Annotated in this window: 20 protein-coding genes; 11 read left to right on the top strand and 9 right to left on the bottom strand. The window is 70.6% G+C overall.

Annotated elements, in window-relative coordinates:
* Nucleotides 1-7: 7 nt before the first annotated feature.
* Together GXP76_RS15845 and GXP76_RS15840 are read left to right on the top strand one after the other, a co-directional pair.
* A complete protein-coding gene (locus GXP76_RS15845; protein ID WP_242572160.1) occupies nt 8-337 on the top strand; it encodes a trypco2 family protein in 330 nt (109 codons plus the stop codon).
* Complete coding sequence (locus GXP76_RS15840; protein WP_242572159.1) at nt 334-3,807, top strand: trypsin-like peptidase domain-containing protein; 3,474 nt, start codon at nt 334-336, stop codon at nt 3,805-3,807. The genes GXP76_RS15845 and GXP76_RS15840 overlap by 4 nt, the downstream gene beginning before the upstream one ends.
* Here GXP76_RS15840 and GXP76_RS15835 read toward each other — a convergent pair.
* The 5 genes from GXP76_RS15835 to pdhA all read right to left on the bottom strand — a co-directional run bounded on the left by GXP76_RS15835 (nt 3,728) and on the right by pdhA (nt 8,762).
* Nucleotides 3,728-4,912 carry a methyltransferase domain-containing protein gene (locus GXP76_RS15835; protein ID WP_242572158.1) on the bottom strand — a complete coding sequence of 395 codons (1,185 nt, stop codon included), beginning with the start codon at nt 4,910-4,912 and terminating at the stop codon, nt 3,728-3,730. The genes GXP76_RS15840 and GXP76_RS15835 overlap by 80 nt on opposite strands.
* On the bottom strand, nt 4,882-5,031 hold the full coding sequence (locus tag GXP76_RS15830) for a hypothetical protein (RefSeq protein WP_242572157.1): 150 nt from the start codon (nt 5,029-5,031) through the stop codon (nt 4,882-4,884). The genes GXP76_RS15835 and GXP76_RS15830 overlap by 31 nt, the downstream gene beginning before the upstream one ends.
* A gap of 106 nt (nt 5,032-5,137) precedes the next feature.
* Nucleotides 5,138-6,574 (bottom strand): dihydrolipoamide acetyltransferase family protein, encoded by a 1,437-nt coding sequence (locus tag GXP76_RS15825; protein ID WP_242572156.1) that lies wholly within the window; start codon nt 6,572-6,574, stop codon nt 5,138-5,140.
* Between the two features lie 14 nt (nt 6,575-6,588).
* Entirely contained in the window at nt 6,589-7,569 is a 981-nt protein-coding gene (locus GXP76_RS15820) for an alpha-ketoacid dehydrogenase subunit beta (protein WP_242572155.1), read from the bottom strand.
* Between the two features lie 2 nt (nt 7,570-7,571).
* The gene (gene pdhA / locus GXP76_RS15815; protein ID WP_242572154.1) at nt 7,572-8,762 is read right to left on the bottom strand and encodes a pyruvate dehydrogenase (acetyl-transferring) E1 component subunit alpha; all 1,191 of its coding nucleotides are present in this window, start codon (nt 8,760-8,762) and stop codon (nt 7,572-7,574) included.
* 326 nt (nt 8,763-9,088) lie between these two features.
* Between pdhA and GXP76_RS15810 the strand changes: the two genes are divergently transcribed.
* The 3 genes from GXP76_RS15810 (at nt 9,089) to GXP76_RS15800 (ending at nt 11,576) form a co-directional block, all read left to right on the top strand.
* Nucleotides 9,089-9,748 (top strand): response regulator transcription factor, encoded by a 660-nt coding sequence (locus tag GXP76_RS15810; RefSeq protein WP_242572153.1) that lies wholly within the window; start codon nt 9,089-9,091, stop codon nt 9,746-9,748.
* 163 nt (nt 9,749-9,911) lie between these two features.
* Entirely contained in the window at nt 9,912-10,385 is a 474-nt protein-coding gene (locus GXP76_RS15805) for a pyridoxamine 5'-phosphate oxidase family protein (RefSeq protein ID WP_242572152.1), read from the top strand.
* A 45-nt stretch (nt 10,386-10,430) separates the two neighbouring features.
* Nucleotides 10,431-11,576, top strand: a complete 1,146-nt coding sequence (locus GXP76_RS15800) for a phosphotransferase (protein WP_242572168.1) — start codon at nt 10,431-10,433, stop codon at nt 11,574-11,576.
* A gap of 22 nt (nt 11,577-11,598) precedes the next feature.
* Here GXP76_RS15800 and GXP76_RS15795 read toward each other — a convergent pair whose 3' ends face one another.
* Nucleotides 11,599-13,203 carry a protein kinase gene (locus tag GXP76_RS15795; protein WP_242572151.1) on the bottom strand — a complete coding sequence of 535 codons (1,605 nt, stop codon included), beginning with the start codon at nt 13,201-13,203 and terminating at the stop codon, nt 11,599-11,601.
* Between the two features lie 396 nt (nt 13,204-13,599).
* On the opposite strand from GXP76_RS15795, the gene GXP76_RS15790 reads away from it, so the two are divergent.
* The 6 genes from GXP76_RS15790 (at nt 13,600) to GXP76_RS15765 (ending at nt 21,344) form a co-directional block, all read left to right on the top strand.
* Nucleotides 13,600-15,231: a protein kinase gene (locus tag GXP76_RS15790; RefSeq protein WP_242572150.1), complete on the top strand. Its 1,632-nt coding sequence runs from the start codon at nt 13,600-13,602 to the stop codon at nt 15,229-15,231.
* A gap of 153 nt (nt 15,232-15,384) precedes the next feature.
* Nucleotides 15,385-16,053, top strand: coding sequence for a hypothetical protein (locus GXP76_RS15785; RefSeq protein ID WP_242572149.1), 669 nt, complete (start codon nt 15,385-15,387; stop codon nt 16,051-16,053).
* A gap of 159 nt (nt 16,054-16,212) precedes the next feature.
* Nucleotides 16,213-16,890 (top strand): PadR family transcriptional regulator, encoded by a 678-nt coding sequence (locus GXP76_RS15780; RefSeq protein WP_242572148.1) that lies wholly within the window; start codon nt 16,213-16,215, stop codon nt 16,888-16,890.
* Nucleotides 16,891-16,975: 85 nt separating this feature from the next.
* Complete coding sequence (locus GXP76_RS15775; protein WP_242572147.1) at nt 16,976-17,719, top strand: ABC transporter ATP-binding protein; 744 nt, start codon at nt 16,976-16,978, stop codon at nt 17,717-17,719.
* Nucleotides 17,716-20,679, top strand: a complete 2,964-nt coding sequence (locus GXP76_RS15770) for an FtsX-like permease family protein (RefSeq protein WP_242572146.1) — start codon at nt 17,716-17,718, stop codon at nt 20,677-20,679. The genes GXP76_RS15775 and GXP76_RS15770 overlap by 4 nt, the downstream gene beginning before the upstream one ends.
* 110 nt (nt 20,680-20,789) lie before the next feature.
* Nucleotides 20,790-21,344, top strand: coding sequence for a bacterial proteasome activator family protein (locus GXP76_RS15765; protein WP_277993428.1), 555 nt, complete (start codon nt 20,790-20,792; stop codon nt 21,342-21,344).
* 84 nt (nt 21,345-21,428) lie between these two features.
* On the opposite strand, the gene GXP76_RS15760 is transcribed toward GXP76_RS15765, so the two are convergent.
* The 3 genes from GXP76_RS15760 to GXP76_RS15750 all read right to left on the bottom strand — a co-directional run.
* A complete protein-coding gene (locus GXP76_RS15760) occupies nt 21,429-22,415 on the bottom strand; it encodes an NAD(P)H-quinone oxidoreductase (RefSeq protein ID WP_242572145.1) in 987 nt (328 codons plus the stop codon).
* A gap of 56 nt (nt 22,416-22,471) precedes the next feature.
* Nucleotides 22,472-23,527: a TrkA family potassium uptake protein gene (locus GXP76_RS15755; protein ID WP_277993430.1), complete on the bottom strand. Its 1,056-nt coding sequence runs from the start codon at nt 23,525-23,527 to the stop codon at nt 22,472-22,474.
* A 20-nt stretch (nt 23,528-23,547) separates the two neighbouring features.
* The coding region (locus GXP76_RS15750; protein ID WP_242572143.1) for a molybdopterin molybdotransferase MoeA at nt 23,548-24,494 on the bottom strand (947 nt) is incomplete at its 5' end.

The following is a 24,494-nucleotide window of genomic DNA, read 5'->3' as shown; positions in this document are numbered from 1 at the left end:
GAATCGCATGACGGACAAGCCGGCCTTTCCGCAAGTGCTGCTGGCGGATGCCATGGCAGCAGTACGGGCCGACCTTGAAACCGCAAGGGTCGAGGGCGCGGGCAAAGACCTGAGGTTCGAAGTGGGCCCGGTGGAGCTGGAGTTTGCCTTCGATGTACGCAAGGAGCACGCGGGCGACGTGAGCGCGAAGGTGTACGTGGTCTCCTTCGGCGCCAAGGGCAGCACCGCCACGACAACCACGCACCGGCTCAAACTCACGCTGTACCCGCAGGACGCTCAGGGCAACACCGCGAAGATCAGCAGCGGGGTGTCCGTCATCCCCGGAAGCCGACCGTGACGGGGATCGACCGCCGGCGTCTGGTCGAGGTTTGGGCGGGACCAACGCCGCACGGCTGGGCGTTCGGAACGGGCACCTGGCTCGCCGGAGGGCTGATCCTCACGGCGCGACATGTCGTGACGGATGCGGCGGGCGACCCGTACGCCGAGGTCAAAGTACGCCACATGGGCGGGACTCTCGGTAAGGCGTCCATCGTATGGTCCGGTACGGCCGAGCTGGACGCCGCGCTCCTGTCGGTCGCCGAACTCGGAGAACCGCCCCTGCCACCGCTCCGCTGGGGTCGGCTGTGCGGACGTTCCGTGGGAGTCGACGCGCAGGCGATCGGTTTCCCCGACAGCGTCACGCCGGAGGCGAGCGCGGCCCGTGAGGTCGAGCAGGTCGGTGGAGAGATCAGCCCGCTGGCGGGCGCGCGGTCCGACCGGCACCTCATGACCACGAGAATCGCCCCACGGGCGGGCGTGAGGTCCCTCTGGAAGGGAATCTCCGGAGCTGCCGTCACTTGCGGGAATCTGCTGTGCGGGGTCGTCGTCGAGGATCCTCCGCAGTTCGAGAGCCGTCGGCTCACGGTGGTGCCCGTTCACGCACTGGCGGAAGTGGGCGTCTTCCGCACGGCTGTCCAGCAAGCGACCGGCCACCTCCTCCATCTGGAACCCGTCGAACTCCAAGGCATTGGCACCCCTTGGAATCCGGCCATCGCGCCACCCTCACCCGCCGCACTCCTGCGCCCGGAGTACGAGAGCGTGCCCTTTCGCCCACGTGCGCAGCTCGCCGATCTGCACGCCTGGTGCGACGGTCCGCAGGTGCTGTCCGGACTGCTGATGACCGGCCCCGGTGGCCAGGGAAAGTCCCGCCTCGCCCGTCAACTCGCCCGCGAACGTGCCGGGGCCGGCTGGGTGGTCTGTCATCTCGCCTACGTCGATCCTGCGGACCACTACGCGGCACTGACCGCCATCGACGTACCGCTCCTCCTCGTCATCGACTACGCCGAGAGGCGCACGGCCGTGCTCGCACCGCTGGTCAACCACCTCGCCGCGCATCCAACGGGGCACCCAGTGCGGCTCCTGCTACTCGGTCGCACGGACGGGGACTGGTGGGCGGAACTCGTACGTACGACGACGGTGAGCGCCGCGCTGCGCGAGGAGCCCCTGCCCCTCTCCCCGCTCGAAGGCGACACCGACCAGGTGTTGGCCTACCAAGAGGCGGCGGACGCGTTGGCCGTAGGGCTGAGTCGCGTACCGGGCTACGGGCACATCGACCGGACCTCACTCACGCTGCCCACCCCTGCCCCTGATGCGCTGGGAGGTGGGCACGCGTTGACAGTGCACATGACGGCGCTGGCCGCGCTTCTCAACCATCTGGACGAATCGGCGGGCAGTACGCCTCTCTCCCAGCACCCCGAGGAAGTGATCCTGGCCCACGAGCGCACCTACTGGGATCGTGTGGCCGACCACCGCGGACTGGGCCTGGAGGGTCTGCGGCTGAGTGTGGTCGGCGCGGCCCTGCTGGCGGGCGCCGCGACCCGCGAGCAGGCGACGGCGACGCTGGCGCTCCTGCCGGGTCTGCGAGGAGACGCGGCGGAGGACAACCGCCGTAAACTCGCCTCCTGGATCGGGGACTTGTACCCGCCGGACGACCACGGTGGCGGATACTGGGGCACGCTTCATCCAGATCGACTGACGGAGTACCACCTCACCCGCACGCTGGCGGATGACTCGGAGTCGGCACTCCTGGAGACGGTGCTTCCTCACCTGTCGGAATCCCAGGCGACGCGCGCTCTGACAGTCCTGTCACGCGCACTCGCGCTGCCCACCGCGCCTGCGGGCCTGGCGGATCAACTCGAAGACCTGGTCACGCGCCACCCCGACACGCTCGGACCACCTGCCGTCGGAGTCGTACCTCAAGCACAAGAGCCCGCACCGCTGCTGGCCGCTCTGCGCGCGATCTGCGACAACGCCGGGCTGCCAATCGGTCTGTCTCATGACCTGTACGACGCGGTGCCCTGGCACAGCCAACGCCTCGCGGAAATCGCCCTCGTGCTGTCTGGCCATCAGGCTGCCTACTACGAGAAAGTCCTGTCCAGTCGTCGGTTCCGTGCTCGGCGACAGATTTCCGGCGGCCGCAACCAGGCCAGGGGGAACCTCGCGACGGCCCTGGTCAGCCAGTCCGAGCACCTGTCACGGTTCGGACAGTGCGAGGAAGCCCTTACCGCCATCTCCCACGCGGTAGGAATCCGAAGAAAGTTGAAGCAGGCCCACCGGAAACTCTTCCTGCTGGATCTCGCCGGCGCTCTGAATGATCAGTCGAGCCGCTTGGCGGACGTCGGTCGGCGAGACGAAGCCCTCAAGACCATCTCTCAGGCCGTCGGCATGTACGAGGAACTGGCTCAGACTCAACCTGAGTACGTGCTTCCCGATCTCGCCGGGGCCCTGAACAACCAGGCACTCCGACTGACGGACGCGGGACGGCCCGAAGAGGCATTGGCAGCCATCTCGCGAGCGGCAGAGATCCGCGCACAGTTGGTCAAGACTCCATGCGATGCCTCTCTACCTCACCTCGCCATAACTCTCAGCAACCAGTCGAACCATCTGGCGCAGATGGGTTTGCGGGACGAGGCGTTGGCAGCGGTCACCCAAGCGGCTGTGATCCGCTCGCAGTTGGCAGATGACCAACCCGACGCCTTCCTAACCGCAGTGACGCTGAACAACCAGTCGAACCACCTACTCAGCCTGGGACGCCCGGAAGAAGCGCTGACGGCCATCACCCACGCGGTCCGCACATACGAAGAACTGAGAAGAGCCCGACCGGATGCCTTCCTCCCCAACCTCGCGGCGACACTGAACAATCGATCGATGGCGCTCACGCGTCTGGGACGGCAAGAAGAGGCACTGACCGACATCGTCCGGGCGGTGGACATGTACGAGGTGCTCGCGGACTCCCAACCAGAAGTGTTCTCGAACGACCTCGCTGGCGCTCTGAGCAATCAAGCGAATCGATTGGCAGGATTGAAACGCTACTCAGAGGCGCTGACAGTCGTCACTCGAGCAGTCGCCACTCACAAAGGGTTGCCAAACGCCCGAGCCAAGGTATCTCGGCCAGGGCTCGCCGCGGCCCTGAACAATCAGGCGAACCGACTCGCCGACGTGGGACGCCGGATGGAAGCCCTGATAGTCATCACTGAAGCAGTGGAGATCTATGAAGAGCTTACGCAAGACCGGTCGGGCGACTTCCGGCAAGACTTCGCCCAAGCACTGACCAACCAGGCGTGCAGGATGGCGGATGTAGGACGGGCAAAGGAGGCGAACCCGGTCATCGCCCGATCGATCCACATGCTTGAGCTGCTGGATCAGCGCTGGCCACAGGTCTTCGCTTCGCGGCTGGCCAACGCTCGACTCATTCAGAAAGAGCTGGATGGCCTGGCAGCAAGAGACTGGGATCGTCCAGCCACGCCTCCTGACGCCCCCGCGCCGTGACCGTCAGGCCGAAGCGCGTCAGTTCGGGGCGGCCCCGGTCCTCCCACCAGGACCGCGCCGCCGTGATCTCGTCCCAGAGGCGGCGGGGGCCCCATTGCCGGACCGCGTCCGGGGCGTCCCAGGAGTCGTAACGCGCCGATGCCCACGAGCCGTTGCCGTCCGAGAGGGCGATCCGGTAGGTGGCCGCCGGGTCCGAGCCGTCCCAGGTGTGGACGTAGCGGGCGTGCGGGACGAGGAGGCCGATCGTGAACGCCACGTCCACGTCCGACAGCGCCAGGTCCGGATCCATCGCCGACGGCCCGCGCAGGTCGGGCTCGGTCGTCGGAAGGGTGACCGTGTGGGGGCGCTGGGCGCGCATCCACATGAAGCTGACGTTGTCCACGAAGCGGCCGTACGAGGGGGCCCCGGGCCCGGCCGTCACCAGGCGCAGCAGCCCGGCGTTGGCGTACGGCGTGCCCCACGGCGTCACGATCGTGGCACCGGGCCGGGTCTGCTCGATCCAGGTGCGCGGGACACGGCGTACGGCCGCGGTCGAGTGGATGTGGTCGTACGGCGTCGCCGACGGCAGGCCGGCCAGACCGTCGCCGACGACCAGCCGCGCGGGCGAGAGCGCGGCGGACTTCAGGCGCTGCGCGGCTTCCGCGGAGACGCGGGGGTCGACCTCCACCGTGGTGATGGCCTCGCCGCCGAGCCGGGCCACCAGCAGGGCGCTCGTCCAGCCCGTGCCCGTACCGATGTCGAGGACCCGCGCGCCGTCGGCGACGTCGAGATGCCTGAGCATCGAGGCCACCAGCGAGGGCCGGGAGGCGGACGACGTGGGCACACCGGGGCCGTCGTGGGCGCCGTCGTCCAGTTGCGTGACGACCACCTCGTCCGCGTCGACCAGCGCCCACCACGTCTCGGGCTCGGCGACCCGGGTGACGCGACGGTGGCCGGTCGGGGAATCCTCGTCAGGCGCCCATACGGCCTCCGGCACGAACTCCGCACGCGGGGCACGCGAGAACGCGCCCCGCCAACTCTCCTCCAGCGCACCGGACTCGGCCAGGCAGGACAGCAACCGCGCGTAGCCGTCGGTCACTTCTTGGGCGGGACGGGCCTGGTCCACCGGCCGTCCGACTCCTTCGGCGTCTGCTTCTTGTCGCCTTCGGTCCCGCCTTTGCCGTCACCGTGTTCGCCCATGAGCGTCTCCCCTCGATCCCTGACCGGCCGACTGCGTTCGGTCACCAAAACAGGTATACCCGCTTCGCTCCGTGACCATCAGGGGCGCGTGGAAGCGAAAGGGTCGCGACTCCGGGCGGAGTCGCGACCCTTCCGGTCCGTGCGTGAGCCGTCAGGCCCAGGTGATCAGCCTCTTAGGCTGCTCCAGCACCGCCGCGACGTCCGCCAGCACCTTGGAGCCCAACTCGCCGTCGACCAGCCGGTGGTCGAACGACAGCGCCAGGGTCGTGACCTGACGGGGCCTCACCTTGCCCTTGTGGACCCACGGCTGGAGCTTGATCGCGCCGACCGCCAGGATCGCCGACTCGCCGGGGTTGAGGATCGGCGTGCCCGTGTCGACGCCGAAGACGCCGACGTTCGTGATGGTCACCGTGCCGCCCTGCATGGCCGCCGGGGTCGTCTTGCCCTCCCGTGCGGTGGACACCAGTTCACCCAGGGACCGGGCGAGTTGGGGCAGCGTCTGGTCGTGCGCGTCCTTGATGTTCGGGACGAGCAGACCGCGCGGGGTCGCCGCCGCGATGCCGAGGTTGACGTAGTGCTTGACCACGATCTCCTGGGCGGCCTCATCCCAGGTCGCGTTGACCTCGGGGTGGCGCTTGACGGCCACCAGCAGCGCCTTCGCGATGAGCAGCAGCGGGTTGACCCGTACACCCGCCATGTCCTTGTCGGACTTCAGCTCCTCGACCAGCTTCATCGTGCGCGTGACGTCGACCGTCACGAACTCCGTGACGTGCGGCGCGGTGAACGCGCTGCCCACCATCGCCGCCGCCGTCGCCTTCCGTACGCCCTTCACGGGGATACGGGTCTCCCGGCCGCCGGCCACCACGGCGGGCGTGGCTGCGGGCGCGGCCGCCGGAGCGGACACGGGCGCCGGAGCCTCCGGCGCCTCGGGAACGGCGGTGGCCGCCGTCGCCGCGTGCACGTCCTCGCGCGTGATGATCCCGTCGGGACCCGTCGGCGTGATCGTCGCCAGATCCACCCCCAGGTCCTTGGCGAGCTTGCGCACCGGCGGCTTCGCCAGCGGGCGTGTCAGCGCCTCGGCGGCCGGCGCCGGCGCCGGCGCCGCGTGGCCGTTCATCTCCGCCTGGATCGCCGCACCCGCCGGAACCGCGGCGCCCTGCCCGGGGACTGCCACGGCCCCCCTGCGCGGGCGGCGCTTCGTGGACGACTCCGAGACGCCGTAACCGACGAGCACCGGCTGGCGCCCCTTCGGCTCCGCGTCCTCGGCCCCGGTGGCCGGCTCCGCCGGAGCGGCGGCGGGAGCGGCGGCCGCTCCGTCGTCGCTGCCCGGCGCCACGTCCACCGTGATGATCGACGCACCGACGTCGACCGTCGTGCCCTCGTCGAAGCGCAGCGCGTGCACCACCCCGTCGTAGGGGATGGGCAGTTCGACGGCCGCCTTCGCCGTCTCCACCTCGCACACCACCTGGCCGTCGACGACGGTGTCGCCCGGCTGTACGTACCACTTGAGGATCTCGGCCTCGGTGAGTCCTTCGCCCACGTCGGGCATCTTGAACTCTCGATAGCGAGCGGAAGTGTCAGCAGTCATGGTCACGGCACTCCTCAGTACCCGAGCGAGCGGTCGACGGCGTCGAGTACCCGGTCCAGGCCCGGAAGGTACTCCTCCTCCAGGCGCGCCGGCGGATACGGGGCGTGGAATCCGCCGACCCGCAGCACCGGAGCCTCCAGGTGGTAGAAGGAGCGCTCCGTGATCCTGGCGGCGATCTCCGCGCCGGAGCCGTAGAACACCGGCGCCTCGTGGACCACGACCAGCCTGCCCGTCTTCTCCACCGACGCCTGGATCGTGTCGAAGTCGATCGGGGACATCGAGCGGAGGTCGAGCACCTCCACCGACTTGCCCTCCTCGGCCGCCGCTGCCGCAGCCTCCAGGCAGACCTTCACCATCGGGCCGTACGCCGCGAGGGTGAGGTCGGTGCCGGTGCGGCTGACCCGCGCCGTGTGCAGCGGGCCCGGGATGGCCTCGGTGTCGACCTCGCTCTTGTCCCAGTAGCGCCGCTTGGGCTCGAAGAAGATGACCGGGTCGTCGCTCTGGATGGCCTGCTGCATCATCCAGTAGGCGTCCGCCGACGTGGACGGCGAGACGATCTTCAACCCCGCCACGTGCGCGAACAGCGCCTCCGGCGACTCCGAGTGGTGCTCGACGGCGCCGATGCCACCGCCGTACGGGATCCGGACGACGACCGGCATCTTGACCTTGCCGAGCGCGCGGGCGTGCATCTTCGCGAGCTGCGTGACGATCTGGTCGTACGCGGGGAAGACGAAGCCGTCGAACTGGATCTCCACGACCGGCCGGTAGCCGCGCAGCGCGAGACCGATCGCCGTACCGACGATGCCCGACTCGGCGAGCGGGGTGTCGATGACCCGGTCCTCGCCGAAGTCCTTCTGCAGACCGTCGGTGACCCGGAAGACACCGCCGAGCTTGCCGACGTCCTCGCCCATGATCAGGACCTTGGGGTCGGTGTCGAGGGCGACGCGCAGCGATTCGTTGATCGCCTTCGCGAGGGGGAGCTTCTGTACGGCCATGGCTACTTGCCCTCCTCAGCGGCGGCCGCGCCGTCGGTGAACGACGCCTGGTACGCCGCGAACTGCGCCCGCTCCTCGTCCACGAGCGCGTGGCCGTCCGCGTAGACGTGATCGAAGATCGCCATGTGGTCCGGGTCGGGCATCGCCCGCACCGCCTCACGCACCCGCCTGCCGAGCGCCTCGCTCTCCTCCTCCAGAGCGGCGAAGAACGCCTCGTCGGCGGCCGACTCCCGCTCCAGATACGCGCGCAGCCGCAGGATCGGGTCCTTCGCCTCCCATGCCTCGCGCTCCTCGTCCGCCCGGTACTTCGTCGGGTCGTCGGACGTGGTGTGCGCGCCCATGCGGTAGGTGAACGCCTCGACGAGCATCGGGCCCTGGCCGGTGCGGGCGCGCTCCAGCGCCGCGCGCGTCACGGCCAGACAGGCCAGTACGTCGTTGCCGTCGACCCGGACGCCGGGGAAGCCGAAGCCCTGCGCGCGCTGGTAGAGCGGCACGCGCATCTGCTTCTCGGTCGGCTCCGAGATGGCCCACTGGTTGTTCTGGCAGAAGAACACCACCGGCGCGTTGTAGACGGCCGAGAAGGTGAACGACTCCGCCACGTCGCCCTGGCTGGACGCCCCGTCGCCGAAGTAGGCGATGACGGCCGAGTCCGCGCCGTCCTTGGCCACGCCCATCGCGTAACCGGTGGCGTGCAGCGTCTGCGAGCCGATGACGATCGTGTACAGGTGGAAGTTGTTGGTCTTGGGGTCCCAGCCGCCGTGGTTCACACCGCGGAACATCCCGAGCAGGTTCGTCGGGTCGACGCCGCGGCACCAGGCGACGCCGTGCTCCCGGTAGGTCGGGAAGACGTAGTCGTCGTCGTGCAGCGCGCGTCCCGAGCCGATCTGGGCGGCCTCCTGGCCGAGCAGCGAGGCCCACAGGCCCAGCTCGCCCTGGCGCTGGAGGGACGTGGCCTCGGCGTCGAAGCGACGCGTCAGGACCATGTCGCGGTACAGCCCGCGCAGGGATTCGGGGGTGATGTCGGCTACGTAGCCGTCGTACTCGTCGTTCTTGACGCGTTCGCCCTCGGGCGTCAGCAGCTGTACGAGCTGGGGCTCGGAAGCCTTCGGCTGCGGCGCCGTCCTGGCGCCGGCGCGCTTGGTGCCGCTGCTACGTCGCGGCTTTCGCGCGGCGGCAGTGCTCTCCACGGTCACGTGCGTGCTCCTCCGTCGGTCCGGTCCCCGGGATCCGCCGGGAACCAGTGCGGCTCGCCTGCTTCCGGACGCGTGCACGGGGTGGGTGCGACTCGACCGGGACAGGCGTGACAGGTGCCCCGGCGAGCGCCCTGTCACAGGCACGTTACCCAGTGGGTCGCATTCCTGCGAAACCCCTACTGACCTGCGATTTTACTTGGATTTCCAAGTAAACCGAGCAGGTCTGGGAACAATCACTGGTCACAGCCTTGCAGGCCGCCGGAACAACGGCACGTTATCCCGGCCGCCCACGGCGGGGATAGGGGGAAGTGTGTTTGACTGATCCTGTGCCTGAAAAGGGAAAAATCACCGTATTTCTGCTTGACGACCATGAGGTGGTCCGGCGGGGCGTCCATGAATTGCTCGCCGTCGAGGAGGACATCGAGGTCGTGGGCGAGGCGGGTACCGCCGCCGACGCGCTGACCAGGATCCCGGCGACCCGGCCCGATGTCGCGGTACTGGACGTACGGCTGCCGGACGGCAGCGGCGTGGAGGTCTGCCGCGAGATCCGCTCCCGGGACGAGAGCATCAAGTGCCTGATGCTCACCTCGTTCTCCGACGACGAGGCGCTGTTCGACGCGATCATGGCAGGCGCCTCGGGCTACGTGCTCAAGGCCATCCGGGGCGACGAACTGCTGACCGCCGTACGGGACGTGGCCGCGGGCCGGTCCCTGCTGGACCCGGTCGCGACGGCGCGGGTGCTCCAGCGGCTCCGCGAGGGCAACACCCCCAAGGGTGACGACAGGCTCGCGAGCCTCACCGAGCAGGAACGCAAGATCCTGGATCTCATCGGCGAGGGCCTGACCAACCGCGCGATCGGCGAGCGGCTGCACCTCGCCGAGAAGACGATCAAGAACTACGTCTCCAGCCTGCTGGCCAAGCTGGGGATGGAGCGGCGGTCGCAGGCCGCCGCGTACGTGGCGAGGATCCAGGCCGAGCAGCGCTGAGACCGGGCCCGGGCAGCGCCGGTGCGGGCCGGACGGGATCGAAACCTGTCGAAGGGCCCGATCCCGTCCGGCTTTCCCGCGGCCCCGTTGGGGACGAAGGTCCCTGCCGATCCGGGGCGGGCTCCCCTGTTCCGTGGACGATCGGTGACAGAGAGTGGATGGCATGTCCACCGATGATCTGCGCGCCATCGAACTGCTCAACCGGGTCCGCTACGGGCGGGTCGCGACGAGTATGCGCGCGATGCCGTTCGTGGCCCCGGCCCGGCACATCGTCGCGGACAACCGCGTCGTCCTGCGGATGCACCGCGGAATGGGCTACCACCAGGCGTGCAGCGGCAGCGTCGTGGCGTACGGCGCCGACAACTTCCACTCCGGCGAGCCGGCTCTCTGGTCGGTCCAGTTCACCGGCACCGCGAACATGGTCCGGCCGACGGAGGAACAGCTGGAGCTGTTCGGGCAGGGCCCGCACCATGTGGACGGTGAACCGTTCGATCCGGTCTACATGCGTCTGACGCCGCAGTTCGCGACCGTGCACGTCCTCGAATACGGGACCGAGCCGAGCGGGGTCGGGAGCGGCGACGGCGGCCGTGAGGGCGAGAGCGCGAACGGAAGGCGACAAGACAGCCACGCTGCGTGATCTATCATTTGAAGGGTGCCGCGCTCATATGCAATGACGGTGACGATGCCCCCTGGCGCGCCCGCCCCGCCCTTGATCGATCCGCCCTTCGGCTGTCTGCCGCTGGGTGACCTGCTCCGACGCTACGAACATGTGGGCGAACCCCTGGCCTGCCGATCTCTCGCCCAAGGACTGCTGAACCGTAATTACCGGCTCACCACCACCCACGGCACCTACTTCCTCAAGCACCACCTCGACGGCGGCCGCGAGTCAATCGCCCGCCAGCACCGTGTCACCCGGCGCCTCCAGGCCCTGGGCGTACCCGTCGTACCGGCCGTCCGGGACACCGAGGGCGGCACCGTCGCCGTCGTCGACGGCCACTGCTACGCCCTGCACCCCTGGGTGGACGGCCGGCACCGCACCGGCGCGCAGCTGACACCCGCCGCCTCGTGGCAGCTCGGCTCGCTCCTCGGCGTCGTACACACCTGTCTGGAGCAGGTGATGAGGCCGGTGACGGACCGGCTCGGCCACTCAACCGCGCGCGTCGGCGCGCAGGGCGGCCCGCCCGAGGACCCGCACGAGAATGGGCACGACGACTGGCACGAGGGCCCGCTCGACCGCCCGCTCGACGGCGCCCATGACAGCGCCGCCCCCGCCGACACCTTCGCGCTCATCGACGAGTTACTGACCCTGGTGCGTCGGCGCGCCCCGGGCGACGGATTCGACTCGCTCGCCGAACACCGGCTGCTGGAGCGCCGCGCGCTGGTCGAACGCCACGCGCACCACCGGCCGCCACCGGGCGCCGAGACACCCATCGGGTGGGTCCACGGCGACTTCCACCCGCTGAACCTGCTCTACCGGGGCACGGACCCCGCCGCGATCGTCGACTGGGACCGGCTTGCCGTCCAGCCCCGCGCCGAGGAGGCGGTCCGGGCGGCGGCGATCTTCTTCGTACAGCCGTCGGGAGAGCTGGACCTGGTGAAGGTGCGGGCGTACGCGCGGGCCTACCGGCTGACGACCGGGGCGGACGCCGCCGAACTGGCCGCCGCCGTGTACCGGGTGTGGTGGGAGCGGCTCAACGACTTCTGGATACTGCGCTGGCGCTACCAGCTGGACGACCGAAGGGCCGACCCGCAGTTCCCTGCGGTGTCGGCCCTGGTGGTCTGGTGGACGCGGAGGTACGAGGAGGTGTGCGGGGCGTTCGCGGGGTGAACCCGCGGCCGGTCCCCGGTGCCTACCCTCCGATCACGCCTGCGGGGTCGCCGCCGCCGGGATCACCGGCGGCCCCGCCGCCCGGCGTTCCCGTGGCGCCCTCGTTGGTGCCGCCCTCGGCCGCACCGCCGTCCGCCGTCCCCGTGTCCGGGGGAGAGGACGGATCACCGGTCGGCCCCTCGTCGTCCCCCTCCGTCGTCCCCTCGTCGTCGCCCGGGTCCGGGGACGACGGGGTGTCCGACGGGGTGTCCGACGGTGACGGCTTCTCGGTCGGGGTGTCGTCCGGCGGGTAGTCCGGCTGCTGGTTGCCGCCCGTCGAGGTGTCCGTGTCCTCGGAGGGCGTGGAGTCCTCTTCCGTCTTCGACGGTTTGTCGCTCGGCCGGTCGGTCGGGGTCTGCTCGGTCTTCGGATTCTGCTTGTTGTCGTCGCCCGCGCCGCCCATGCTCTGGACGGCGTAGGCGGCGCCCGCCAGGATCGCGACCACCGCGAGCAGGGCGAACAGCCACATCTTGCCGCGGCCACCGCCCCCGTTGCCGTTGCCGTGGTGGCCGCCGTCGTAACCGCCGTCGTGCGGATTCTGCGGCGGCAGCAGCGGGCGCTGCGCGGTGTCACCGTGCGGCGGGTGGCCGAGCGCGGCCGTCGCGGCGACGCCCATCGCCGGGGTGCTGCCGCCCTCGTGCGTGTCGACGGGGCCCGTGTTCCACGTGCCCGTGTGGCTGCCCTGCTGCTGGAGCATCTGCATGCCGTACTGGACGAGGCCGCGCATCTCCTCGGCGCTCTGGAACCGGTCGTCCGGGTCCTTCGCGAGCGAGCGCATGACCAGCCCGTCCAGCTCCGGCGGCACCACGTCCGAGACCTCGGACGGTGGGACGGGGATGTCCTGGACGTGCTGGTACACGACGGAGAGCGGCGTCTCGCCGGTGAACGGCGGTCGCAGCGAAAGGAGTTCGTAGAGCAGACAGCCCGTCGCGTACAGGTCGGAGCGGTGGTCGACGGCCTTGCCGAGCGCCTGCTCGGGGGAGAGGTACTGCGGCGTGCCCATGACCATGCCGGTCTGGGTCATCGTCGACTGCGCGCCGTGCAGGGCTCGCGCGATGCCGAAGTCCATCACCTTGACCGCGCCGCCGTCCGTGATGATCACGTTCGCGGGCTTGATGTCACGGTGCACGATGCCGTGCTGGTGCGAGTAGGCGAGCGCCTCCAGGACGCCGGAGACGATGATCAGCGCCTGCTCGGGCGGCGGCGCCTCGGCGTTGAGGAGCAGATCGCGGATCGTACGGCCCTCGACGAGCTCCATCACGATGTACGGAACGGTCTGGCCGCCCACGACATCCTCACCGGAGTCGTACACCGCCACCACGGCGTGGTGGTTCAGCCCGGCCACCGACTGGGCCTCGCGGGTGAAGCGGGCCTTGGAGACCGGGTCCTCGGCGAGGTCGGAGCGCAGCAGCTTCACGGCCACGGTGCGGCCGAGCCGGACGTCCTCCGCCGCGTACACCTCCGCCATACCGCCCCGGCCGAGGCGGTACGTCATCCGGTAGCGGCCGTCTCCGACCAGCCCGCCGACGCCCCATGAGTCAGCGGCGTCAGGCACTCCGCCGCCGCCTGCTTCGGGTTCGGGTGCCATCAGTCCTCGCCGTCGTTTCTGTCCGCGTGACGCCCGCGTGCGCGGGGTCGCGGTGGTACCTGGGATGAATGAATGAGCGGCCGCAGAAGCCGGGGTGATTCCTGCGGTGGTGCTGTGCCGGTCACGCTACAGCCTCGGTGCGACACGCCAATTGGAGATGGACCGGTCATCAAACCCGCTACGCCTCCGCCCGCGCAAATTCCATGCTGATCCTGTAACGCTTCCGAGACGCTTGTTGTGCGTAGGGTCACGGAACGGGCACCTGGCTTGACGTGTCACTGCCCTGCGGCAGACTTGGCCGTAAATACGCGATCCCGGGATCACGGGACCGCGTGAGTACGGATCAGCGCGAAGCACTGGATCACCGCGTCGCCGCGCCGAGGGGGAAGCACAGTCATGAGCCACGACGGCGCACAGGGCCGCTACGCGGGCGGTTCGGTCGCGGGCGGCCGGTACCAGCTTCGTGACCTGCTCGGCGAGGGCGGCATGGCGTCCGTATACCTCGCGTACGACGCGGCGCTCGACCGGCAGGTCGCCATCAAGACGCTCCACACCGAACTCGGCCGTGAGCAGTCCTTCCGCGAGCGCTTCCGGCGTGAGGCCCAGGCCGTCGCGAAGCTGTCGCACACGAACATCGTCTCGGTCTTCGACACGGGTGAGGACGAGCTGGACGGCTCGCTCATGCCCTACATCGTCATGGAGTACGTGGAGGGGCAGCCGCTCGGCTCCGCGCTCCAGTCGGACATCCAGCAGTACGGCGCGATGCCGGCCGACCGCGCGCTGAAGGTGACGGCGGACGTGCTGGCGGCGCTGGAGACCAGCCACGAGATGGGCCTGGTCCACCGCGACATCAAGCCCGGCAACGTGATGATGACCAAGCGCGGCGTCGTCAAGGTGATGGACTTCGGCATCGCGCGGGCCATGCAGTCCGGCGTCACGTCGATGACGCAGACCGGCATGGTCGTCGGCACACCGCAGTACCTCTCCCCCGAGCAGGCGCTGGGGCGCGGCGTGGACGCCCGCTCCGACCTGTACTCGGTCGGCATCATGCTCTTCCAGCTGCTGACGGGCCGGCTGCCCTTCGAGGCGGACTCGCCGCTGGCGATCGCGTACGCGCACGTACAGGAGGAGCCGGTCGCTCCCTCCTCCATCAACCGCTCCATCACTCCGGCGATGGACGCGCTCGTCGCGCGGGCGCTGAAGAAGAACCCGAACGAGCGGTTCCCGAGCGCCGCCGCGATGCGCGACGAGTGCGCGCGGGTCCTTCCGCAGGGCCACACCGGGGCGCCGGTGATCGTGCAGGGCGCCCCGTCGTCGAGCGGCGCGGGTGTGGGCTCGGCGGTCTTCCCGCCGGTCGACCAGGGGACGCCGGCGCCGCAGGGCGGCGTGCAGACGCCGTACCAGCCGGGGGCGTACGGACCGCCCACCCCGGCCATGCAGACCCCGGCGCCGATGCAGACGCCGCCTCCCACGTACGGCTACCCGCCCCAGCACAACCAGGGCTACCAGACCCCGGCGCCCACGTACTCGATGTCGCCGCAGCACCAGATGGGTCCGGGCCACGGCGGCCAGGGGGGCCACGGCGGCAGCAACGGCAGCGGAAGGCGGAACCTGCCCGTCATCATCGGTTCGATCGTGGTCGCGATCGCCGCGATCGGCGGCCTGACCTTCGCGCTCAGCCAGGGCGGCGACGACGACAAGGACCCGGACGCCAAGCCCTCGGGCTCCTCGGTGGCCGGCCACCGGCCGCCGGAGCGCAACCGCACCATCGACAAGGAAAAGTGTTCGGACGCGTACGAGGACGGGGTCGACCCGACCAAGGTCCAGGCGCCCGACCTGCGTTACAAGGACATCATCTCCGTGAAGGAGTGCCTGCGTTCCGCGAAGTGGACGTGGAAGGTGACCGAGGTCAACGACCCGACGCAGGCGCAGGACATCGTGGTCGACCAGTTCCCGAGCCAGGGCCAGGCGGTGCTGCCGGAGGAGCAGGAGTTCGAGCTCAAGATCTCCACGGGCAACCCGGAGTAACCCCCGGGGGCGCTGCCCCCGGGGCCGGGAAGGTGGAAGGCGAGGGCCCGGACGGCGAGGCGCCCGGCCGCGCGAGCGCCGCAGTGTACGCCGAGCTCGTCGGCCGGCTTTCGCCGAGATGCCGCCTGCGTCACCACATGTGACGCTGAGTAGGTGATGTCACGGCTCCACGCACGGCTCCGTTCCTTCCGCGCGCTCACGGCCGTGGTCGCGGCCACCATCCTGTTGTCGGCCGCGCCCCCCGCGTACGCCGAGGAGCGTGAATCCCCGCGTGCCGCCCCTTCGCCCTCTCCCAGCGCCTCCTCGTCGCTGGCCGGGAATCAGGCCGGGCAGGGACGGCCCCGGCCGGGGCGGACGACGGTGAGCGCCGAGGCGTCGGCGCCGGGCGGCTTCGATCCGTCCCTGGACGCCCTGGTACCGGACCTGCCGGAACTGCCGACGCTCCCGAGCGTGAGCGGAAGACCACCGTCCGGTTCCGCTTCGCCGTCCGCCGGCCGTTCCGCGTCCTCCTCCGCCGAGCCCGGGAACGGGAAGAGCAGCGGTGGGAAGGGCGACCGGGAGCCGGACGGCGAGCCGGAGCGCGAGGGCGGCGACGAGGACGGGGAGGACGACGAGGACGTCCTGTCGGAGGACTTCGGCTTTTCGACGGACGTACCCTTCCCGCTCCGTACACCCCCTCTGGACGCCACCGGGCGGGAGCGGAACGACCAGGCCGCGTCCCAGCCCGTCGCCCGCGCCGTGCCGGCGCTGACCCTCGGCATCGGGATGGCGCTCATGGGGCTCGGTATCGGTTTTCTCGGCGTACGGCTCCGTCGGCACTGACGTCCGGACCGTCACCCAAGCCTTCATGCACCCCATCTGAGCTGCGCGTTCGATGCTCCCGTCCATCTCGTGACGCCCTCACGTCCTCCTTACGACTGACGCGTGACGTCCCTCTCAGGACCCTTGCCGCCGAGGCCATACTCGGTATACATACTGAGTATGTCGATCCGCCACGGGCTTCTCGCCCTCCTCGAACCGGGACCGCGCTACGGCTCTCAGCTCCGTACGGAGTTCGAGTCCCGCACCGGAGCCACCTGGCCGCTGAACGTCGGCCAGGTCTATACGACCCTCAGCCGTCTGGAGCGCGACGGCATGGTCGTCCAGGACGGTGAGGACGATGCCGGGCACGCGCTCTACGTGATCACGGACGCCGGCCGCGACGAGCTGCGGAACTGGTTCCGCTCACCGGTCGACCGGCGCAGTCCGCCGCGCGACGAGCTGGCCATCAAGCTCGCGATGGCCGTCGGCGCGCCCGGGATCGACATCCGCGAGGTGATCCAGTCGCAGCGCCACCACACCGTGCAGGCGATGCAGGACTACACCCGGCTCAAGGCCCAGGCCACCGACGTCTCTCCGGACGACCGCGACGACGTCGCGTGGCTGCTCGTCCTCGAACAGCTCATCTTCCAGACCGAGGCCGAGGCGCGCTGGCTCGACCACTGCGAGGCCAGGCTCGTCCGGCTGTCGCTGATGGCCGCGCAGAAGGAGAAGCAGCAGGCGAAAAAGCGGGAGAGCGAGCGGGCGGAGCCGGAAGCGGGCGCCGACAGTTCACCTCCGCCGGGGGAGAAGGCGGCACCCGCCCCGCGCGCCGGCCTCGGCCGCTCCGGCCGCCGCTGACACCGCGCCACTGACGCCGCGCGCCGCCGACGCCCCACCACTCGTCCACACCTACGCACCAGATCCGCTCTCAAGGGGGACCACCATGCCTGACCAGCAGGCACCGCATCCCGTACTGCAGCTCAAAGACCTGACCCGCGTCCACGGCAGTGGCGCCACCGAGGTCCACGCCCTGCGCGGGATCAACCTCGACGTCTTCCCCGGCGAACTCGTCGCCGTCATGGGCCCGTCCGGCTCCGGCAAGTCCACGCTGCTCACCATCGCCGGCGGCCTCGACACCCCCACGTCGGGCCAGGTCATCGTCGAGAACACCGACCTGACCACCGCCAACCGCAAGCAGATCGCCGCCCTGCGCCGCCGCAGCATCGGCTACGTCTTCCAGGACTACAACCTCGTCCCGGCCCTCACCGCCGCCGAGAACGTCTCCCTCCCTCGCGAGCTCGACGGCACCTCGGCCCGCAAGGCCCGCGGCGAGGCCGTCGCCGCGCTGCGCGAGATGGACCTCGACCACCTCGCCGACCGCTTCCCGGACGAGATGTCCGGCGGTCAGCAGCAGCGCGTGGCCATCGCCCGCGCGCTCGTCGGCGACCGCCGCCTCGTCCTCGCCGACGAGCCCACCGGCGCCCTCGACTCCGAGACCGGCGAGTCCGTGCTCGCCCTGCTGCGCAGCCGCTGCGACGCGGGCGCGGCAGGCGTCCTGGTCACGCACGAACCGCGCTTCGCGGCCTGGGCCGACCGCGTGGTCTTCCTCCGGGACGGCGCCGTCGTCGACCAGACGATCCGCAGCGAGGCCGACTCCCTGCTCACGGGCCAGGCGGCCGAGCGGTGAAGACCTGGTACCACTCGTGGCGCGCCGCGATCCGCATAGCCCGCCGTGACGCCTGGCGTTTCAAGGGGCGCAGCTTCCTCGTCCTCGCCATGCTCGCCCTGCCGATCCTCGGTGTGAGCGCCGCCGATCTGACCCTGCGCAGCGCCGAGCTCTCCCCGTCCCAGGCGCTGGACCGCGATCTGGGCGGAGCCGACGCCCGGATCACCGACCCGAGTCTGGGCGGAGCCGCCCTCCTCCAGGACCCCAAGGGCGACATGTACGCGCCGGTGGGGAACTTCGACGACAAGCCGTGGCCCGACGGCGAGACGGACATCGACGCCGGCATCCCCGCGAACTCCGCGTCGCTCGTCGACGCGGAGGGCAGGGCCAGGCTCAAGACCACCCACGGCCTGCTGAACACCGAGATCCGGGAGCTGAAGGCGGCGGACCCGATGGCCGAGGGCATCATGCGCCTCGACCGCGGCCACTTCCCCCGGAAGGCCGACGAGGTCGCCGCGACCAACGCCTTCCTGGAGAGCAGCGGTCTGCGCGTCGGATCCGAACTCACGGCGCACGGCCTCGACGCCACCTACCGGATCGTCGGCGCGTACGAACTGCCGAACTCGCTGAAGGACGCCCAGGTCAACGCGCTGCCCGGCGCCCTGCTGGCCCCGCTCGACAAGGCGCTGGCCGCCGCCGAGCTGCCCGGCACGCAGACGTCGACCACATATCTGGTCACCGTGCCCGGCGACGCCGGTTTCACGTGGAACATGGTCAAGGAGTCCAACAAGAAGGGCGTCACGGTCGTCTCGCGCGCTGTCACGCTCAACCCTCCGGCCGACTCGGACGTGCCGTACTACGAGCAGGAGGGCCCGCCGTACGACCAGGGCGGCTCCGACAACACCACCGAACTCGCCATTCTCAGCACCGTGGTCGGTCTCGCGATGCTGGAGATCTGTCTGCTGGCAGGACCCGCGTTCGCCGTGGGCGCCCGCCGCTCCCGCCGCCAGCTCGGCCTGGTCGGCGCCAACGGCGGCGACCGGCACCACATCAGGGCCATCGTCCTCAGCGGTGGCCTGGTGATCGGCGCGGTGGCCGCCGTGGTCGGTACGGCGCTGGGGATCGGTCTGACCTTCGCCCTCCAGCCGGTGCTCGAAGACTGGATGGGCAAGCGTTTCGGCGACTTCGACCTGCGCCCGCTGGAGCTGATCGGGATCGCGCTGATCGCGGTCGTGACCGGTCTGCTGGCCGCGATCGTCCCCGCGGTCACCGCCTCCCGGCAGAGCGTCGTGGCCTCGCTCACCGGCCGCCGTGGCATCCGCCGCAGCAGCAGGGTGCTCCCGGTCCTCGGCCTGAGCGCGGTCGTCCTCGGCGCGGGCATCGCGCTGTACGGCTCGACGGTGTCCGACCAGGTCGCGCTCGTCGGCGGCGGCAGCGCCCTGGCCGAACTGGGGGTCGTGGCACTGACGCCCGCCCTGGTGGGCCTCTTCGGACGGATCGGCCGCTGGCTGCCGCTGTCACCGCGGCTCGCGCTGCGGGACGCCGTACGCAACAGGGGTCGTACGGCTCCGGCGGTGGCGGCGGTGCTCGCGGCCGTCGCCGGCACGGTGGCCGTGGCGACCTACACGTCCAGCTCGGAGGCCCAGGAGAGGGCGGAGTACAAGGAGTCCCTGCCGTACGGCGCGGTCGCGATCATGTCGCCGGAATCCGCGGCCGACGTTCCCTCCATGCGCGACGACGTGCAGAAACTGCTGCCGACGAACGTGCGGGCCGACGTGGAGCGTGTCGTGGTCGGCAAGCGGAACTGCTCGGCGTACGGGGACGGCGACGGCTGCGGGCGGTACGAGATCGTCCTGCCCGAGGCGCACGAGTGCCCGCTGTGGTCGTACGACAACAGCGATGAGGATCCCGCCTCGAAGTTCTCCAAGGCCGAGCGGCGCAAGCTCGCCACGGACTGGCGCTGCTCCGACCAGGGAGGCGGCGTCGGCAACGGCGCGGGCGAGATCCTGATCGGTGACGCGAAGCTGCTCACGGTGCTGAAGATCGACGACCCGGCGGCGGAGAAGGCGCTGGCGAACGGGCAGGCCGTGTCCTTCCTCAACCGCAACATCAACCCCGCGGGCGCGGACGGCCGGACCGCCGACGCCGACGCCGACGCCGACGCGAAGGGTGGCGCGGTCTCGTCGAAGGGCGGCCCGAAGGCGGGGTCGGAGGGCACGATCGACATCCGCCTCATCTCCGCCGCCGACATCGACGCCGCGGACGCGGCGAGCATGGAGGGCAAGGAGCCGCCCGGCACCGTCACCTCGATCCCCGCACGCCAGATCTCCGCCGGTCAGAACGCGTACGGCGTCACGATGATCGTCCCTCCGGACACGGCACGGAAGGCGGGCTTCACGACCGTACCGCTGGGTGCCTTCTTCTCGACCGACCGGCTGCCGAGCGACGCGCAGGAGCAGAAGCTCAACAGCGAACTCGCCAAGACCGGCGGCGACGTCTGGCTGACCGTCGAGAAGGGTTTCACCCCCGAGAACAGCACCACGCTGCTGGCGCTCGCCGTCTTCGCGGGGCTGATCACGATCGGCGCCGCCGGTATCGCCACCGGGCTCGCCCAGGCGGACGCCGAGGCCGATCTGAAGACGCTCGCCGCCGTCGGGGCGCCGCCCAGGGTCCGCAAGGCCCTCAGCGGTTTCCAGTGCGGGGTGGTGGCCGCGATGGGTGTGCTGCTCGGCTCGGCGTCGGGAATCCTGCCCGCCATCGGGCTCCGCTTCACCGAGCGCCGCGCGGAGGACCAGATGTACGCGCGGATGCTGGACGAGGGCTGGGCCGGCGGGTCCGAGTCCACGGCGCCGTTCGTGCCCGTGGTCATCCCGTGGGAGACGCTGGGCGTGCTGCTCGTCGTCGTCCCGCTCGGCGCGGCGGTACTGGCCGCGCTGGTCACCCGCTCGCGAGGCGCGCTGGCGCGCCGGGCGGCGATCTGACGGGCTCCGGGGCACCGGGGCCGCGGACCGACCGGGCCCCGTAGGGGAGTGGACCACTCTCTTACGGGGGCTCACCGCGCACCGGCTCCCGGGTGCGAGACAATGAGAATATGGAAATGCCGAGGAACGAACGGTCGCAGGAGAGCAACCCCCATGTCCTCGTGGTGGGGCAGGACGGGATGGCGCTCGGCGGCGGACAAGGGGACGACGAGCCGCGCGAGATCCCGGTGACGGAGATGGTCGAACAGCCCGCGAAGGTCATGCGTATCGGCAGCATGATCAAGCAGTTGCTCGAAGAGGTGCGGGCGGCTCCTCTGGACGAGGCGAGCCGGGTACGGCTCAAGGAGATCCACGCCGGTTCGGTGAAGGAGCTCGAGGACGGTCTCGCTCCCGAACTCGTCGACGAACTGGAGCGCCTGTCGCTCCCCTTCACCGACGAGGCGATCCCCTCCGAGGCCGAACTGCGTATCGCGCAGGCCCAGTTGGTCGGCTGGCTGGAGGGACTCTTCCACGGGATCCAGACGGCGCTGTTCGCCCAGCAGATGGCGGCGCGGGCGCAGTTGGAGCAGATGCGCCGGGCGCTGCCGCCGGGCGCGTCCCACGAGGGCGACGACGGCGACGACCCGGGCCCGCACGGCGCGATCCGCTCCGGCCCGTATCTCTGACATCCCTCTGACAGTCGCGAACGCGGGACAGGACGCCGGACGGGCCGCTACGGCCGGTCCGGCGTCTTCTCCCGGCAGCGGCGGCTACGGGCGCAGCAACAGGATCTTGCCCACGTGCTCGCCCGCCTCCAGGGCGGCGTGCGCCTCGGCCGCGTCCGGCAGCGCGAACGTACGGTCCACCACGGGCCGCACCTGCCCGGCGCCGACCAGCGGCCAGACGTGCTCCCGTACCGCCGCGACGATCGACGCCTTCTCACCGAGCGGGCGCCCCCGCAGCGACGTGGCCGTGACGGCCGCCCGCTTGCCCAGGAGGGCCGCCAGGTTGAGTTCACCCTTCACCCCGCCCTGGAGCCCGATCACGGCGAGCCGCCCGTTGACCGCCAGGGCCCGCACATTGCGGTCGAGGTACTTCGCGCCGACGATGTCGAGGATGACGTCCGCGCCCGCCCCGTCCGTGGCCTTCTTCAGCTCGTCGACGAAGTCCTGCTCGCGGTAGTCGATGAGGATGTCCGCGCCCAACTCGGCGCAGCGCGCCAGCTTTTCGGGCCCGCCCGCCGTGACGGCGACCCGTGCGCCGACCGACTTGGCGAGCTGGATCGCCATCGTGCCGATGCCGCTCGCGCCGCCGTGCGCCAACAGCAGTTCTCCGGGGCGCAGATGGGCGATCATGAAGACGTTCGACCAGACGGTGCAGGTCACCTCGGGAAGCGCGGCGGCCGTCGCCAGGTCCATGCCCTCGGGGACGGGCAGCAGTTGGCCCACGGGAACGGCGACCTTCTCGGCGTAACCGCCGCCCGCGAGCAGCGCGCACACCTCGTCGCCGACCGACCAGCCCGAGGTCTCGGTGCCGGGGCCGAGCGCGGCGACACGGCCCGCGCACTCCAGACCGGGGTACGGGGACGAGCCGGGCGGCGGGTCGTAGAAGCCCTGCCGTTGCAGCAGATCGGCGCGGTTGACCGCGCTCGCCACGACATCGACGAGGACCTCGCCCTCGGCGGGTACGGGATCGGGCACTTCGGCCCAGACGAGCGCCTCGGGGCCACCGGGTTCCGGAATCGTGATCGCATACATGGTCCGGAGGCTACCCCCCGGCCCTGTTCGTAGTACCGGTACGGATTCCCGGCGGCTCAGTCCCCGTTGTTCTGCTCCAGGTTGGGATCCGCCCGCACGATCGTGATCAGCCGGTCGGTGAGCTGGAGCGGGCTGGCCGCCGGGTCGTCGTACCCGAGCAGCCGGTGCCCGCGCAGGACGCTGACCACCAGGTCGTCCGTCTCCCGTACGCTCCGCCCGACCTCCGCCTTTATCACCGGCCGTTCGATGAGGTCGAGGCCGCTGCCCTGCTGGATCAGGTCCTCCATCACCGTGCCGGCGACGGGACTGAGCACGGAGAGACCGAGCAGCCGGCCCGCCGCGCTGGCGCTGGTGATGACGGCGTCGGCGCCGGACTGGCGCAGCAGCGGCGCGTTCTCCTCCTCACGCACGGCCGCGACGATCTTCGCCCCGCGGTTGAGCTGACGCGCGGTCAGTGCCACCAGCACCGCCGTGTCGTCGCGCTGAGTGGCGATCACGATCTGCCGTGCCCGCTGGAGCTCGGCCCGCAGCAGCACGTCGCTGCGGGTGGCGTCACCGATGACGCCCACGAACCCGTCCGCGTTGGCCGCCTCGATCACCTTCGCGCTCGGGTCGACGATGACGATCTGGTCCTTCTTGAGCCCGGTGGCGCAGAGGGTCTGCATCGCCGACCGGCCCTTCGTACCGAAGCCGACGATGACGGTGTGGTCACGCAAGTTGGACCTCCAGCGGTTCAGCCGCCACTCCTCCCGGGTGCGCTCGGTGAGGACCTCAAGAGTGGTGCCGACCAGGATGATCAGGAAGAGCACGCGCAGCGGCGTGACCAGCACGACGTTGATGAGCCGGGCTCCGTCGCTGTACGGGACGATATCGCCGTAACCCGTCGTGGAGAGGGTGACGGTGGCGTAGTAGACGGAGTCGAGGAAGTCGACCGAGTCGTCGGAGTTGTCGTGGTAGCCGGCTCGGTCGATCCAGACGATGAAGACGGTGACGGCCAGTACGCCCAGCGCCATCAGCAGTCGCTTGCTCACCTGTCGCAGCGGACGGTCGACGATCCGCCGCGGCAGTTTCACCCGGCTGGTGACCAGGTGTTCATCGGCATGACGCGCCATCGCGTCCTGACCGGGAAGTTTCACGTGAAACACCCGTCATCGGTGGAGGCTGCGGGATCGGCCCAGGCCGCCCAGGGCAGGTCGAGGACTTCCAGCTCGTCTCCCTGACGCGCGCCGCCGGGCGGCACGACCGCGAGTCCGTCGGCGACGGCGATCCCCCGCAGCATGGCGGGACCGTTGTAACGCAGGGGCACGAGCCGGTCGTCACGGTGGACGAAGGGCACGAGCCGGGTGTCGTACGGATGGCCGTGCACCTCGTCCCGTACAGGCGCGTGGTACGCGGGCTGTGGGGCCCGCCCCCCGAGCGTACGCAGCAGCGGTTCGGCCAGCGTCAGCAGCCCTGACACAGCGGCGAGCGGATTGCCCGGCAGGCCCACCAGATGGCGGCCGGAGGGGAGTCTGGCCAGCAGCATCGGGTGGCCGGGGCGTACGGCGACGCCGTCCACCAGCAGTTCGGCGCCCGCGCGTGCGAGCACGGGGTGCACATGGTCCACGGGGCCGGCGGCCGTACCTCCCGTGGTGAGGACCAGATCGGCCTCGGACTCGGTGACCGCCCGGAACAGGGCGTGCGCGTCGTCCGCGATCCGGCGGGTGTCGATGACATCGGCGCCCAGCGCCCGCAGCCAGGGCGCGATCATCGGGCCGAGCGCGTCACGGATGAGGCCGTCGTGGGGCAGTCCGCGCACGAGCAGTTCGTCGCCGAGGACCAGGACGTCGACGGTCGGGCGGCGGGCGGTGAGCAGTTCGTCGTATCCGGCGGCGGCGGCCAGACCGAGCACCGCCGGGGTCACCACGGCGCCGGCGGGCAGGAGCCGGTCGCCGGAGCGGCACTCCTGGCCGCGCGGGCGGATGTCCTGGCCGTGGGCGACCGGGCGTTCGGCGTGGAGATGGCCGGTGGGGTCCGTACGGGCGTGCTCGCTGCGGACGACGGCCGTCGCGTCGGGCGGGATACGGGCGCCGGTGGCGA

Origin of the sequence: Streptomyces sp. NP-1717, assembly GCF_022695985.1 — a bacterium.
Taxonomy (GTDB): domain Bacteria; phylum Actinomycetota; class Actinomycetes; order Streptomycetales; family Streptomycetaceae; genus Streptomyces.
The sequence above is the reverse complement of the archived record's forward strand: the minus strand, read 5'-3'. Positions and strand labels throughout refer to the sequence as shown.

Coding starts and splice junctions, on each gene's coding strand:
- GXP76_RS15760 (WP_242572145.1), bottom strand. CDS start 22,415: ATGTATGCGATCACGATTCCGGAACCCGGTGGCCCCGAGGCGCTCGTC.
- GXP76_RS15775 (WP_242572147.1), top strand. CDS start 16,976: ATGCCTGACCAGCAGGCACCGCATCCCGTACTGCAGCTCAAAGACCTG.
- GXP76_RS15790 (WP_242572150.1), top strand. CDS start 13,600: ATGAGCCACGACGGCGCACAGGGCCGCTACGCGGGCGGTTCGGTCGCG.
- GXP76_RS15825 (WP_242572156.1), bottom strand. CDS start 6,574: ATGACTGCTGACACTTCCGCTCGCTATCGAGAGTTCAAGATGCCCGAC.
- GXP76_RS15800 (WP_242572168.1), top strand. CDS start 10,431: ATGCCCCCTGGCGCGCCCGCCCCGCCCTTGATCGATCCGCCCTTCGGC.
- GXP76_RS15765 (WP_277993428.1), top strand. CDS start 20,790: ATGGAAATGCCGAGGAACGAACGGTCGCAGGAGAGCAACCCCCATGTC.
- GXP76_RS15805 (WP_242572152.1), top strand. CDS start 9,912: ATGTCCACCGATGATCTGCGCGCCATCGAACTGCTCAACCGGGTCCGC.
- GXP76_RS15820 (WP_242572155.1), bottom strand. CDS start 7,569: ATGGCCGTACAGAAGCTCCCCCTCGCGAAGGCGATCAACGAATCGCTG.
- GXP76_RS15795 (WP_242572151.1), bottom strand. CDS start 13,203: ATGGCACCCGAACCCGAAGCAGGCGGCGGCGGAGTGCCTGACGCCGCT.
- GXP76_RS15845 (WP_242572160.1), top strand. CDS start 8: ATGACGGACAAGCCGGCCTTTCCGCAAGTGCTGCTGGCGGATGCCATG.
- GXP76_RS15780 (WP_242572148.1), top strand. CDS start 16,213: ATGTCGATCCGCCACGGGCTTCTCGCCCTCCTCGAACCGGGACCGCGC.
- GXP76_RS15755 (WP_277993430.1), bottom strand. CDS start 23,527: ATGGCGCGTCATGCCGATGAACACCTGGTCACCAGCCGGGTGAAACTG.